Below are 13,505 nucleotides of genomic sequence, written 5' to 3'. Positions count from 1 at the left end.
CGTCATCCCTTCAACCAATACGGCCCGACGGACCTTCGCATATATCTCCACTGACTTCATCCTCCGGCCCTCTCTCCGAGGACCCATCAGGACCGGTACACTTTTACTCCGAAATGAACGGACCCCAAAAGACCCGTCAGTGGTACATTTTTACTCCGCCGTTTATACTATTCAACCGACAACCGGCCCACGGCTGACGGGCTGTCCGGCCTGCCGCGCGACTATACCGGCCCTGTCCTGGGGCCGGCGCTGCCGGGCGACCTCGGCCGTCCGATCCTCGACGCGCAGAACCGGGGCCGGCCGGTTGCGCCGCCCGTCATGGCGACGCCCGCCGTCGATCCCGAGGAACAGCGCCGTCTCGCCGAGGAAGAAGCCGCGCGCGTCAGCCGCGTCTTTTTCCAGACCGCGCCCGGCACGGGGACCGCAACCGGCATCGCTACGCCCGGCCTTGCCGGTCTCGGCCTCCCCGGTCAGCCTGGCGCTACGGGGCCACAGGACCGGCACACGGCGTTCCTCAACGGGCCGGTGGATCGGCGGACGGTCGCGCCGGATCGCGTGACGCCGCCGGCATCGCCCTACATCCTTCAGGCCGGGGCCGTGATCCCGGCCGCACTCATCACCGGCATCCGTTCGGACCTTCCGGGCCAGATCACCGCGCAGGTGACGGAGAACGTCTATGACAGCCCGACCGGCTCGCTGCTGTTAATCCCGCAGGGCACGCGCATCATCGGCCAATACGATGACGGCGTGACCTTCGGCCAGCGCAGGGTGTTGCTGGTGTGGAACCGCCTGATCCTGCCGGGCGGCCGTTCCATCGTCCTGGAGCGGCTGCCGGGCGCGGACGCTTCCGGCTATGCCGGCCTTGAGGATGGCGTCGACTATCATTGGTGGGATCTGATGAAGGCGGCAGGGCTGTCCACGTTGCTCGCAATCGGCACGGAGCTGGCGACCAGCGACGAGGACCGCCTGATCCGCGCCATCCGCGACGGCGCGCAGGATACCGTCAATCAGGCGGGCCAGCAGATCGTCCAGCGCCAGTTGCAGGTCGCGCCGACGCTCACCATCCGGCCCGGCTTCCCGGTCAGGATCATCGTCACCCGCGACCTTGTGTTCGAGCCGGCAGGAGGTTGACCATGACGAAACTGAAACTCGGCCCGCTCCCCGACGACAAGCCCGTCAAGGTGACGGTGGAACTGCCCGCGCCACTTCACCGCGATCTGGCCGCCTATGCCGAGGTGCTGGCCCGCGAAAGCGGCCAGCCCGCCGCCGATCCCATCAGGCTTATCGTGCCGATGCTGGAGCGGTTCATCGCCACGGATCGCGGCTTCGCCAAGGCACGGCGAGCCGCAAGCTAAGCCCGTCCCGGCGGGGGGTGCCGCCAGCACACTGGCGCGAATGCGGCACGCTACAGGCCGCCAATCCCCCTCCATGGTTCGCCTAAATCCGGGGCCTTGAGCGCCCCGGAATCCACCAGAACCATGGAGGATTCCATGTGCGCAGAGCGCCGCCGCGCCCGCAAAGGGCGGCCACGACAGCCTGTCCCCGAGACGCTTCCCGACGATCTTTTCGACTATGCCGACGAACCCACGCCGGACGGCCCGGAGCGCCGCAGGTCGCCGCTTCGCATTGTCGATGTGGAGACGCTGCCCGTCATCGACGACTGGCCTGAAAAGGTGCCGATCACCGAGGCCGAGCTTGAAATCTTCGAGCGGTATTTCGGCGACGTGCTCGACCGCCTGTTCGGTCCCATCGACGCCGATCCCGACAATCAGGGCTTGTCATCATTAACATCAGATGGTAACAGTAAGCCATGAGCGAGGATCGTGACCCGAGCCTCGATACGCTTCTGGACCTCGACGGACAGGTGCTGGTTGTCGATCCCGAGGGCGGCCATTGGGTGAAGTTCATCGTCACCCGCGTTCCGGTTTCGCCGGAAAAGCCGCACGGCCTCGATTATTCGCTCACGCTTCACGGGCCTTCGGGCGAACGGCTGGTCGGCTTAGACAACGCCCATCCGGTCGGCCGGGGCAGGAGGGGCGAGCCGATGGACCACCGGCACCGCCTCCAGACCGTGAAGCCATACGCCTACGAGGATGCGGCCACGCTGCTGGCCGACTTCTGGCAGGCGGTGGACGCGGTTTTGAAGGAGCGAGGCGTAATATGACCACCCTGAAAGTCGGGATTGCCGACTACGAAGAAATGAAGGCCCGCACCATGCGGATCGCCAAAGGCGAGGAAAAACCGGCGGCCGGCGATCCGAAGGTGTGGTTCACATCCACGGAATCCTTCGCGCAAATCCTCTCCAGCGGGAACCGCAAGCTGCTGCGCGTCATCGACGAGCAGTCGCCCGGCTCGCTGGAGGAACTTTCGCGGATCACCGGACGGACGAAGCCCAGCCTGTCCCGGACCCTCAAGACGATGGCGAGCTACGGCCTGATCCGCATGGACTCCGGCGAAGGGCAGAAGGTCGTGCCCAAGGTGCTGCATGACCGGGTAGAGCTGGAATTGCCCTTGCTCGAACGCCGCGCGACGAAAGGAGATCGGCCATGAACATGCAAAGCCCCCATGTCGCCCTGCGCGCCGCCCTCTACCTGCGCGTCTCGACGGCGCGGCAGGCCGAGCATGACGTGTCGATCCCTGACCAGAAGCGGCAGGGCGAGGCGTATTGCCAGGAACGCGGCTACCAGCTCGTCGAGACCTTCATTGAGCCAGGCGCGTCGGCCACCAACGACAAGCGCCCCGAGTTCCAGCGCATGATCGAAGCCGCCACGGCCAAACCCGCGCCGTTCGATGTTGTCGTGGTGCATAGCTTCTCGCGCTTCTTTCGCGACGAGTTCGAGATGGAGTTTTACTACCGGAAGCTGGCGAAGAACGGCGTGAAGCTGGTTTCAATCACGCAGGAGCTTGGCGACGATCCGATCCACGACATGATGCGGCGGATCATGTCGCTGTTCGACGAATACCAGTCGAAGGAAAACGCGAAGCACGTCCTGCGCGCCTTGAAGGAGAATGCCCGGCAAGGCTTCTGGAACGGCTCGCTGCCGCCCATCGGCTACCGCGTCGTCGATGCCGAGCAGCGCGGCGCGAAGATGAAGAAGAAGCTGGAGATCGACCCGCTGCACGCCGAGACTGTGCGGCTGATCTTCCGGCTCGCTTCGGAAGGCGACGGCACGTCCGGCCCCATGGGCGTCAAGAACATCGTCAGCTACCTGAACAGGAACCGCATGTTCACCCGCAGCGGCGGGCGTTGGGGCATCGGCCAGCTTCACCGCATCCTGACCCGGCGCACCTACATCGGCGAGCATCGCTTCAATCGCCGCTCCAAAAAGGGAGAGGTGAAGCCCGAGGAAGAAGTCGTCACCGTCGCGGTGCCGCCGCTGATCGACCTTGAGACATTCGAGGCGGTGCAGACGCGCTTGCAGGCCAACAATCCGAAGGTGACGCCGCCGCGCGTCGTCAGCGGCCCGAACCTGCTGACCGGCATTTGCCATTGCGGCAATTGCGGAGGTGCGATGACGCTGCGCACCGGCAAGAACGGCCGCTACCGCTACTATGCCTGTTCGATCCGGGCGCGGCAGGGCGACGCCGGCTGCAAGGGCCGTGCGATCCCAATGGACAAGCTCGACCGCATCGTGGTCAGCCATATCGAGGAAAGGCTGCTGGACCCCGAGCGGATCGAAGACATGCTCGCCTCGCTGCTGGACCGCCGGCAGGAGAGCGTCGAGCGACGCGGCCAGCACATCGCCGAGTTGAACCACCGCGCGGCCGAGGCCGACATGCGCCTCAAGCGGCTCTATGACGCTATCGAGGCCGGCTCGCTCGATCCTGCCGAATCCGCCCTTGGCGAGCGGATCGCGGGTCTCACCGCGCTTCGCGACCAGGCGCGGGCCGACGCCGCGAGGACCGAGGCCATGCTGAAAAGCTCGGCCCATCAGGGTCTCACAGGGGCGGCCGTGCGGGAACTGGCGACCGAGGCTCGCACCCGGCTTCGGCTCGGAGAGGGCGGCTATCGGCGGGAACACGTCCGAGCGTTCGCCCAGCGCGTAGAGGTCGCGGACGACGCGATCTACATCAAAGGCAGCAAAAGCACTCTGTTGAGGACACTGGTGGCCGCAAAAGGAGGGAAATCGGCGGGAATCGGCGTTCCCGGTTTTATACCGAAGTGGCGGAGCGGGAGGGATTCGAACTAACGGCGTAACATACTGATATATAGCCATTAAGATTAAAGAGTTGTCGCTGACCCTAACATTAACCCTAACAGACGACAGGCATAGGAAGTGGGGCAGCAAATTGTGTAGGCGGCTGTGCGATCGCTTCCTAACTGTCAAACAGATCAGGCTAGCTCCATATGCCACCTTGTTCGATGCATCTTCTATGCACGCGAGGCATCAGTCGACCGAGGCTATTCCCAAAAACGTCGAAATTCCCCTCCGTGCGCAGATCGGTGATCAGCCTCTCCCCTTCGTTTTCGATGCATAAAGCGTGTGGTACCCTTCCTCCACCCCCCAATGCGGCACCATCGCGGTTATCCGAATTGTTGCGGTATTCAGAAACGTTCCAATGCGGATCAAGTCTGTTCGTCCGAAATATTTCTGGCGTCAGTCTGGCCTCCATACAGATATTCTGCCCACGCCGTCATCATCTCACGGCGTTTTTCAAGCGCGTCACCACGGCGGTAGGCGCGCTCAACCTCATTGCCCACAGAATGGGCGAGAGCGGCTTCGGCAACCTCGCGAGGGAAATGGGTCATCTCGCCGGCCCAGTCGCGAAAGCTCGAGCGGAAGCCATGCACGGTGGCATGATCGATGCTCATCCTGCGTAGCAGCATGGGCATCGACATGTTGGACAGGGGCTTGCCCGTTCTGGTGCCGGGGAAAATATAATCGGGTATGGATGCGAGGCCAGTCCTTGATCCTGCCGAACATGTTTTCGATCTTATGACGCTGACGGTAGAGAACGGTATCATGCGGGATTGGCACCTTGCGGTTCTTTTTGGAAGGGATGCAGGCGGTGATACCCCGGTCGGGACTGTCAGGCCCGGCACCGACCAGCCAGACCGGCTGTGCAGCATGATGTTCATCAGGCATCGACTGCCTCCTTCTGATCATTGAGCAGCGATTTGATTGCGGGACGGCAACTGCCGCAATTTGTCCCTGCATTGAGTGCAGCGCCAATGGCTTCCACACTCGTCAATTGCTGCTCGGCAATCGCGCCCAAAATCGTTTTCATCCCAACGTCGAAACAGACGCAGATGATTGCGCCGCGATCCGGTGGCAATTGGGCCGGACGTCCCGCGAGAAGGGCAGCGCCAGAGGTCGGCTCTTCACTGTCGAGCTGCGCCACGATCCAATCGCGTGAGGGCAATCGGCCCGAACGGGTCAGGAATAGCGCAGCCGCCAGGCGGCCATCGGCATCGAGTGCTGCCAAGCGCTGCGTTCCCCGTGCGGGGTCGCTGGCCTCCACCCGTTCGCCATGTGGCATCAAAGCGTCCACATCCGGTTCGTCAAATCCGGCCATTTCAACCAGCCAGCCCGAACGTTGCCGCACAAGGGTCCAATAGGGCAGGTTGGCAAGCACAGGTTGATCGCGGCAGACCATAAAGCCTGTCCAGGCCGGCGTTACCGGCGCAATGGCAGCGGCGCTGTTCTTGAAACCGGGCTGACCGGAAACAGGGTCGACATTCTGGCTGGAAAGCCGGTTGGCGCGCCCGCCTGCGTTCAACTGGTCGGTCCAGTGCATCGGCACACATAATTCGCCTCGGCGCTGCCCTTCGCTATATTGAACGCGAAAAATAGCATCGCCCTGCGCGGTACGCACTCTTGCCAATCCGCCATCGCGGATGTCCAATGCCGCAGCATCCTCGGGATGCACTTCCACCAACGGCTCGCGGCGATGCTGTGACAGCCGGGGGCTTAGGCCGGTTCGGGTCATCGTATGCCATTGGTCGCGATAGCGGACAGTATTGAGACGGAAAGGGAAGTCAGGGTCGATAGTTTCGCATTTCGGTGAGTGGATGGCGATAATCTTCGCGCGGCCATTGGCTGTGCTGAACTGTCCATCGCCAAAGGGTGCAATGCCGCCCCAGCGCAATGGCTTTAAAGCATCATAGTCCGCGTCGCTGAGTTCCGCCCAGGCATGAAGGTCCAGTTTACGCCGTCCGCCATTTTCAAAGGCCGTCTGCGCACAATATTCGCGAAACACACTGGCGGCGTTGTCAAAGGCGAAGGCATCGGCAAAGCCCATGCGGCGGCCCGTGTCGGCGATGATGTCCCAGTCCGCACGCGCCTGCCCCGGTGGCGGGAAGAAAGCGCGCTGACGGCTGATCATCCGCTCGCTGTTGGTAACTATGCCGTCCTTTTCACCCCATGCAAGCGCTGGCAGGCGGATATGGGCATAGGCTGCGGTGTCGGTGTTCGCCATCACATCGGATACGATGACCAGCGGGCATTTGGCCAGCGCTTCCCGCACGAAGCCGGCATCGGGCATGGATACGGCGGGATTGGTCGCCATGATCCAGATCGCCTTGATCCGTCCGTCATGGACGGCGCGAAACATATCGACAGCCTTCAGGCCGGGACCAGTGGCGATGCCTGGACTGTTCCAGAAACGTTGCGCGCAATCCCGTTCTGCATCCGAAAAGCCCATATGTACGGCAAGCGTACTGGCCAGCCCGCCGACTTCGCGCCCGCCCATGGCATTGGGTTGGCCGGTAATTGAAAAGGGCCCCATGCCCGGCTGGCCGATGCGCCCAGTGGCGAGGTGGACATTGATGATTGCATTGCCTTTGTCGGTGCCATTCACCGACTGGTTGGCGCCCTGGCTGAACATCGTGACGCAACGTTCGTGCTGAGCAAAAAGATCGTAAAATTGTTCCAGCAATTCGGGTGCGATGCCACATTCATCGGCTACATCGGCAGTTCCGACGACATCCCAATATCCATCCGGCACATCGACATGGGCAGCAAGATACGTATCGTTCAGCAACCCCCGGCTGCGCATTGCGGCGGCAAGGCCGTTGAACAACGCAACATCGCCATCGGGACGAATGGGCAGATATAAATCAGCGCCTTCCGCTGTTTCTGTGCGTCGCGGGTCGATGACGACCAGCTTCGTGCCGTGTGCCGCACGGGCTGCCTCTATCCGCTGCCAGACAATCGGATGGCACCATGCGGTATTCGAGCCGACAAGGAGGATAAGGTCGGCTTGTTCCAGATCCTCATAAGTGCAGGGGACGACATCTTCGCCAAAGGCGCGGTTATGCGCGGCGACGGCGCTTGCCATGCACAGGCGGCTGTTGGTGTCGATATTGGATGAGCCGATGAAGCCTTTCATCAGCTTGTTGGCGACGTAATAATCTTCGGTCAAGAGCTGTCCCGAGACATAGAAGGCGACACTGTCTCGTCCATATTGCGCAATGGTTTCGGAAAAACCCTTCGCCACCGCGTCGAGCGCTTCGTCCCAGCCCGTCTCCTGTCCATGAACTATAGGTGCAAGCAAACGCCCGCCAAGTCCGACTGTCTCGCCCAGATGGGTTCCTTTGGAACAGAGCCGTCCGCTATTGGCGGGATGCGTGCTGTCACCCTTTATCTCGACCGCACGCGCACCTGTCACCGTCGCGGAAACCCCGCAACCCACGCCGCAATAGGGGCAGGTGGTGCGGATCGCGTTCACATGCCGCCCCTCACGCTGCCTGTCCCAATGCCGCAGCGCGACTGATCAGGATGCGTCCGCCGTCGATCTTGACCGGGATCACCGGCACGCAGCCTTCGTCCTCGCCCAGCGCATGTCCGTCGATCAGCGAGATCCGCCAGTTGTGTAGCGGACAAGTGACGGTCGTATCATGGACGATGCCCTGGCTCAGCGGTCCCTGCTTATGCGGACATGCGTTGGCCAAGGCATAGACATCGCCATTGGCAGTGCGGAAAATCGCGATTTCCTGCCCTCCCTGCACCGGCAGCGTGCGCGCGCCCAAGGCGGGAAGCTGATCGATCGGGCCGACATCAAGCCATTGTGCATTATACATCAGGCAGCTCCAACGACGGCAAAAGGACGGATCTCGGCGATATGCTGGTGAAGATGCGCCTCGGCTCCCGCTGCACGTTCGGCCCATGGGTCCTTCTGCAGAAAACTTTGCGCATAGAGGAAGCGGTTGCGTAGCGCCTCACGCCCGACATCATCCTTGACGATCCGCTGCTTGACATAATCCAGACCAACCCGCTCCACCCAAGGCGCGGTGCGGTCGAGATATCGGGCTTCTTCGCGATAGAGCTGGATGAAGGCCGCGCAATAGTCGAGTGCCTCCTGTTCGGTCTCAACCTTGCAGAGCAGGTCCGTACCGCGCAGGTGGATGCCGCCATTGCCGCCGATATGCAGCTCATAACCCGAATCCACGCAGATCACGCCAAAATCCTTGATTGTCGCTTCGGCGCAATTGCGCGGACAGCCACTGACCGCGATCTTGAACTTGTGCGGCATCCAGCTGCCCCAGGTCATCTGTTCGGTCTTGATGCCAAGGCCCGTTGAGTCCTGCGTACCGAAACGGCACCATTCGCTGCCCACGCAGGTTTTTACCGTGCGCAGCGCCTTGCCATAGGCATGGCCGGATACCATGCCGGCGGCATTGAGATCGGCCCAGATTGCGGGCAGGTCTTCTTTCTTGATACCGAACAGGTCGAGCCGCTGCCCGCCTGTCACCTTCACCAGCTTGGCGTCATATTTATCCGCCGCGTCGGCAATCGCGCGCAATTCAGCAGGCGTGGTGACGCCGCCCCACATGCGCGGAACCACCGAATAGGTGCCGTCCTTCTGGATATTGGCGTGCATCCGTTCATTGACGAAGCGGCTCTGCGGGTCTTCCTTATGTTCGCCGGGCCATGCACATAGCAGATAATAGTTGAGCGCCGGACGGCAGGAGGAACAGCCATCGGGTGTGCTCCAGGACATCGCCTGCATCACCGCAGGGATTTCCTTCAGCTCCTTTTCCAGAATCGCGGCGCGGACATCCTCATGGGTGAAGCTGGTGCACTTGCACATCGGCTTGTTGTCACGCTCACCGGCATAGTCATCGCCCATTGCCAGTGCGAGCAGGTTTTCGACCAGCCCGGTGCAACTACCGCAGCTGGCCGACGCCTTGCAGCCCGCACGGACCGCGTCGAGCGTGTGAGCGCCGCCGTCGATGCAGGCCATGATCTTGCCTTTGCTGACGCCGTTGCAGCCGCAGATTTCCGCATCGACGGAAAGTGCCGCAACGGCGTCAATAGGGTTTGCAGAGGCACCCCCACCGCTGGCAAAGGCCTGACCAAAGATCAAAGCATCGCGGATCTCGGCAATGTCATCGCCCTTTTTCAATAGGTCGAAATACCAGTTGCCGTCTGCGATATCGCCATAAAGCACCGCGCCAACGATGCGGTCTTCCTTCACAATCACGCGCTTGTAAACGCCGCGGGTGGCATCGCGTAAGACAATGTCCTCGCATCCTTCACCGCCGGAAAAATCGCCTGCGGAAAAGACGTCGATTCCGGACACCTTGAGCTTGGTAGAGGTAACAGAGCCCTTGTAGCCGGTGGGCCCGGTCGTCAGCCCGTCGGCGAGTGCCCGGCACATTTCCCAAAGCGGCGCGACCAGACCGTAAACCTGACCATTATGTTCGACACATTCACCGACCGCCAGCACATCGGGGTCGGATGTCACCATATGGTCATCGACATGGATGCCGCGTCCAGTGGCAAGCCCCGCATCCTTCGCCAGCGTCGTGTTGGGCCGGATGCCGACTGCCATCACCACGATATCGGCGGGAATTTCGCGTCCATCCTTCAGGCGGACACCTTCGACCTTGCCCTCACCATAGATTTCCTGCGTGTTTGCTTCGGTCAAGATCTCCTGACCACGCCCTTCCAGTGCGCTCTTGAGCAGCCAGCCTGCCGCCTCGTCCAGTTGTCGCTCCATCAGCGTCGGCATCAGGTGGATGACGGTGACATTCATGCCGCGCAGCGACAGTCCGTGCGCGGCTTCCAGTCCCAGCAGGCCCCCGCCGATGACGACGGCATTGCCGCCATTTTCTGCCGCAGCCAACATCTTGTCGACATCATCAAGGTCGCGGAAGGTTACGACACCGGGTAGATCCTTTCCCGGAACCGGAATGATGAAAGGGTCCGACCCGGTGCCGATCAAAAGCTTGTCATAGCCGACGGTGCGACCCGACCGTGCCATCACAGACTTCTTTTCCCTGTCGATGGCGATTACCGGATCGCCAGCTATTAATTTTATACCATTATCGTCGTACCATGCCTGATCGTTGATGATGATTTCATCAAAGCTCTTTTCCCCCGCCAGCACCGGGGAAAGCATGATGCGGTTGTAGTTGACCCTTGGCTCCGCACCGAAAATGGTGATGCGGTAGCGGCCCGGATCACGAGCGAGGATTTCCTCCACTGCCCGGCATCCTGCCATGCCATTTCCGATAACGACCAGATGTTCGCGCGGATCATCCGCGCCATCGGCAATATCGTTCACGTCAACAAGGGTCACACCCACTTCATCTGCTCCTTAGTAAGACCATTCCAGCTGAAGCCAGAACTTCTCCGTATCGACGGAGAATGCATCGGCGTCATAATTGGCGTATTTGAACAGAACGGCCGTTTTCAGGACTTTGAAGCCGATCTGCGCATCCCATTCCTCGCCATAGTCGACACTGCCGACATCACTTTTGAACTTGTGATAGGTGACCGCTGCATTGAGGCCCGGAATGGCTTTCACCATGGGGAATTTGGCTGAAATACCGCCATATATGTCCTGAAGACCCGCGGCAGGCGTCGTCAGGAAAACGTCCGCCCAGCCGTTGAACTTGTGCAGCGTCGCCATCGGTGTCTGGAAAGCCGCTCCACTGTCGGAGCCGAGCAGTTCATAGCCGCTGGTGAGCGTATAGTTGCCAAAGCCCAACCCTGCCTCGGCGGCGATATAGTCCGCAGTGTAATTACCCGGATTGGCCTCGTAATCCGACTGGGTGGCGTAGCTTGCCGCCAAATTGAGCGTCATTTTTGGCGCGAGCTTAAACGAGGCGGTAGCGCGCGCGCCATAGGTCTGGGTTGAGGTGGCCGCGACCGGCTCTGCGGTATCGAAGCCGAGCAGATAGGCGAAGCCCTTGACCTTGACCGGCCCGATTGCAGCGCCTGCGCCGAGGAACACGAAATCGCCGCTGTAGGCCTGGCGGGGGCCGGCATCGATGCCAAAGATAGTGCGTTCAGACCAGCTATAGGTGCCGTCGAACGTCACCGGACCGAACGTCGCCTCAGCACGCACGGCATCGAAGGTCTGCTCATTTTGCCGCCAGCCCACAGACCCGACGAAGCGTTGATCGTCGAGATTGATGCGCTGCCGTCCGCCCGTCAGCGTCACCGCCTTCGACTTGTACTGGATTTGCGCCCGGTTGAGTTCGATATTCTCGGGGTCGGCAACGATCGAATGGCCGTTGAGTGGAAAGAACGGTGCCGCCCGGTAATCATCGACGATGGCGAGCGTGCCTTCGCCCTCGACCAGTATCGAAAAGCCGCTGCTGGTGCCCAGTGTGATGCCTGGACGAACACGGATGGTCAGGGCATCGGCGTCAGTCGCTGGCTGATCGACATTTTCATAACGCAGCCGCGTGTCGATACTCGGTGCGAGCGTGATGCCGTTTCCGACCGGAATCGGCGTACCGGCTATCGCGGGACTGGCCGTCAAGGCGAGAAATGCAGGACCCAATAAATATTTTTTCACGGTTTTTCCTCCACTGATGGTGTATTTTCCCCACCTTTCAGCAGCATCCCCTCTTAAGGATTCAGGCGGCATCCGCGTGCACGCCATGTTCATAGTCGGCGAGGAACTGAAGGACCTCCTCGCGATAGCCATAGAATTTCGGATGTTCGAGCAACGCCTTGCGGTCGCGCGGACGTGGCAGATCGACCTCCAGTATCTTGCCGATCGTGGCGTTTGGCCCATTCGTCATCATCACGACGCGGTCGGCGAGCAGGATCGCCTCATCGACATCATGGGTGACGCAGATGGCAGTGACTTTGGTGCGTTCCCACACCTCCATCAACACATCCTGCAAATCCCAACGGGTCAGGCTGTCGAGCATGCCGAAGGGTTCATCAAGCAGCAGCAATTTGGGACTGAGCGCAAAGGCGCGGGCAATGCCGACGCGCTGCCGCATGCCGTTGGACATGTCGGCGGCGAGCTTCTCCATCGCATCGCCAAGGCCGACGCGTTGGAGATAATATTCAACGATGTCGCACCGTTCGGCCCGGCTGGCGTGCGGATAGACGCGTTCCACGCCCACCGACACATTCTGCCGCGCGGTCAGCCAGGGCATGAGCGAGGGCGATTGAAACACCACGGCCTTGTCGGGTCCGGCTATGTCAATTTCATGCCCGTCGAGAACAATGCCGCCATCGCTGATGGCATTGAGGCCGGCCGCCATGGTCAGCGCGGTGGATTTGCCGCAGCCCGAATGGCCGATCAGCGACACGAAATCGCCCTTGTCCATCAGTAGATTGAAATTTTCGAGGACGGTGAGCGGACCCTTGGGCGTCGGATAAATCTTCTTCAGATTGAAGAATTCCAGATAACGGCGGCTCATATTGGTCACCGCGGCGTCCTGATAAGCCTTGGGCGGAGCGAGCAGACTGATCGGCGTCACATCGGGCAGTCGTCCTTCATTTTCCGCCGCGATAGCCTTTTGCCCTTCATTGAGTGCGCCAAGATAGCCTGCAATCTGATTGCGTAGCGCCTTGAACGTTTCATCGTGATTCATCGCCGTCCGGTCGCGTGGGCGGGCGATGGTCACGTCGTAGATCCGACCGATTTTTGCCGAGGGAGCAGGCTCCAGCACCGCTACCCGGTCGGCGAGCAGCAGCGCTTCATCCACGTCATTGGTGATGAGGATGATAGTCCGCTTTTCCTGTTCCCGGATCCGATCGATTTCTTTCTGCAGCTTGGCGCGGGTAAGGGCATCGAGGGCGGAGAGCGGCTCATCGAGCAACAATATTTCCGGCTTCATCGCCAGCGCCCGCGCCACAGCCACCCGCTGCCGCATTCCACCGGAAAGCTGCGCGGGCTTGCGATCCATGGCGTGGGACAGGCCGACCAGATCAATGGTCGATTTAACCATTGCGTCGCGCGCGGTCTTGTCCAGCCCCTTGTGAACGGCATCGACGGCAAGGCGCACATTGCCTTCCACCGTCAGCCATGGGAACAGCGAATAGCTTTGGAAAACCAGTCCCCGATCCGGTCCGGTCCCTTTGCTGACTTCGCCCTTGATGACAACTTCGCCCTCATCCGGCTCGATCAGGCCCGCGATGGTCGAAATCAGCGTCGTCTTGCCTGACCCGGAAAAACCCAGGATCGCAATGAATTCGCCTTCGGCAACATCAAGGTCGATCCCCTTGAGCACTTGCGTCCGCGTACCGGTTCCATCGACATAAGCCTTGGAAATATTGCGCAGGGAAAGGATGGGCTGGGTCATATTC

The 13,505-nt window shown here is 61.0% G+C and carries 11 protein-coding genes and 1 pseudogene; 6 read left to right on the top strand and 6 right to left on the bottom strand.

Annotated features, from left to right (window positions below):
• Positions 1–168: 168 nt before the first annotated feature.
• The 6 genes and pseudogenes from L3X40_RS07765 to L3X40_RS07740 all read left to right on the top strand — a co-directional run.
• Positions 169–1,131: pseudogene (locus L3X40_RS07765) on the top strand (TrbI/VirB10 family protein); the annotation flags it as partial.
• Between the two features lie 2 nt (positions 1,132–1,133).
• The gene (locus tag L3X40_RS07760) at positions 1,134–1,355 is read left to right on the top strand and encodes a DUF2274 domain-containing protein (protein WP_237365128.1); all 222 of its coding nucleotides are present in this window, start codon (positions 1,134–1,136) and stop codon (positions 1,353–1,355) included.
• Between the two features lie 135 nt (positions 1,356–1,490).
• Positions 1,491–1,814, top strand: a complete 324-nt coding sequence (locus tag L3X40_RS07755) for a hypothetical protein (protein WP_237365127.1) — start codon at positions 1,491–1,493, stop codon at positions 1,812–1,814.
• Positions 1,811–2,164, top strand: coding sequence for a toxin-antitoxin system TumE family protein (locus L3X40_RS07750; protein ID WP_237365126.1), 354 nt, complete (start codon positions 1,811–1,813; stop codon positions 2,162–2,164). Before L3X40_RS07755 ends, L3X40_RS07750 begins: the two co-directional genes overlap by 4 nt.
• Complete coding sequence (locus L3X40_RS07745) at positions 2,161–2,550, top strand: HVO_A0114 family putative DNA-binding protein (RefSeq protein WP_237365125.1); 390 nt, start codon at positions 2,161–2,163, stop codon at positions 2,548–2,550. Before L3X40_RS07750 ends, L3X40_RS07745 begins: the two co-directional genes overlap by 4 nt.
• Positions 2,547–4,190 (top strand): recombinase family protein, encoded by a 1,644-nt coding sequence (locus L3X40_RS07740; protein WP_237365124.1) that lies wholly within the window; start codon positions 2,547–2,549, stop codon positions 4,188–4,190. The genes L3X40_RS07745 and L3X40_RS07740 overlap by 4 nt, the downstream gene beginning before the upstream one ends.
• Positions 4,191–4,567: 377 nt before the next feature.
• On the opposite strand, the gene L3X40_RS07735 is transcribed toward L3X40_RS07740, so the two are convergent.
• The 6 genes from L3X40_RS07735 to L3X40_RS07710 form a co-directional block, all read right to left on the bottom strand.
• Positions 4,568–4,813 carry a tyrosine-type recombinase/integrase gene (locus tag L3X40_RS07735; RefSeq protein WP_237365123.1) on the bottom strand — a complete coding sequence of 82 codons (246 nt, stop codon included), beginning with the start codon at positions 4,811–4,813 and terminating at the stop codon, positions 4,568–4,570.
• Between the two features lie 266 nt (positions 4,814–5,079).
• Positions 5,080–7,671, bottom strand: a complete 2,592-nt coding sequence (locus L3X40_RS07730; RefSeq protein WP_237365122.1) for a molybdopterin-dependent oxidoreductase — start codon at positions 7,669–7,671, stop codon at positions 5,080–5,082.
• A gap of 10 nt (positions 7,672–7,681) precedes the next feature.
• Positions 7,682–8,023, bottom strand: coding sequence for a nitrite reductase small subunit NirD (gene nirD, locus L3X40_RS07725; protein ID WP_237365121.1), 342 nt, complete (start codon positions 8,021–8,023; stop codon positions 7,682–7,684).
• On the bottom strand, positions 8,023–10,527 hold the full coding sequence (gene nirB, locus L3X40_RS07720) for a nitrite reductase large subunit NirB (RefSeq protein ID WP_272907930.1): 2,505 nt from the start codon (positions 10,525–10,527) through the stop codon (positions 8,023–8,025). The genes nirD and nirB overlap by 1 nt, the downstream gene beginning before the upstream one ends.
• An 18-nt stretch (positions 10,528–10,545) precedes the next feature.
• Positions 10,546–11,754 (bottom strand): alginate export family protein, encoded by a 1,209-nt coding sequence (locus L3X40_RS07715; protein ID WP_237365120.1) that lies wholly within the window; start codon positions 11,752–11,754, stop codon positions 10,546–10,548.
• A 61-nt stretch (positions 11,755–11,815) separates the two neighbouring features.
• Positions 11,816–13,501 (bottom strand): ABC transporter ATP-binding protein, encoded by a 1,686-nt coding sequence (locus L3X40_RS07710; protein ID WP_237365119.1) that lies wholly within the window; start codon positions 13,499–13,501, stop codon positions 11,816–11,818.
• Positions 13,502–13,505: the final 4 nt, after the last annotated feature.

This window comes from Rhizorhapis sp. SPR117, assembly GCF_021742065.1.
This window is presented reverse-complemented; position numbering and strand designations above follow the sequence as displayed.

Coding starts and splice junctions, on each gene's coding strand:
- L3X40_RS07760 (WP_237365128.1), top strand. CDS start 1,134: ATGACGAAACTGAAACTCGGCCCGCTCCCCGACGACAAGCCCGTCAAG.
- L3X40_RS07750 (WP_237365126.1), top strand. CDS start 1,811: ATGAGCGAGGATCGTGACCCGAGCCTCGATACGCTTCTGGACCTCGAC.
- L3X40_RS07710 (WP_237365119.1), bottom strand. CDS start 13,501: ATGACCCAGCCCATCCTTTCCCTGCGCAATATTTCCAAGGCTTATGTC.
- nirD (WP_237365121.1), bottom strand. CDS start 8,023: ATGTATAATGCACAATGGCTTGATGTCGGCCCGATCGATCAGCTTCCC.
- L3X40_RS07745 (WP_237365125.1), top strand. CDS start 2,161: ATGACCACCCTGAAAGTCGGGATTGCCGACTACGAAGAAATGAAGGCC.
- L3X40_RS07740 (WP_237365124.1), top strand. CDS start 2,547: ATGAACATGCAAAGCCCCCATGTCGCCCTGCGCGCCGCCCTCTACCTG.
- L3X40_RS07735 (WP_237365123.1), bottom strand. CDS start 4,813: ATGAGCATCGATCATGCCACCGTGCATGGCTTCCGCTCGAGCTTTCGC.
- L3X40_RS07755 (WP_237365127.1), top strand. CDS start 1,491: ATGTGCGCAGAGCGCCGCCGCGCCCGCAAAGGGCGGCCACGACAGCCT.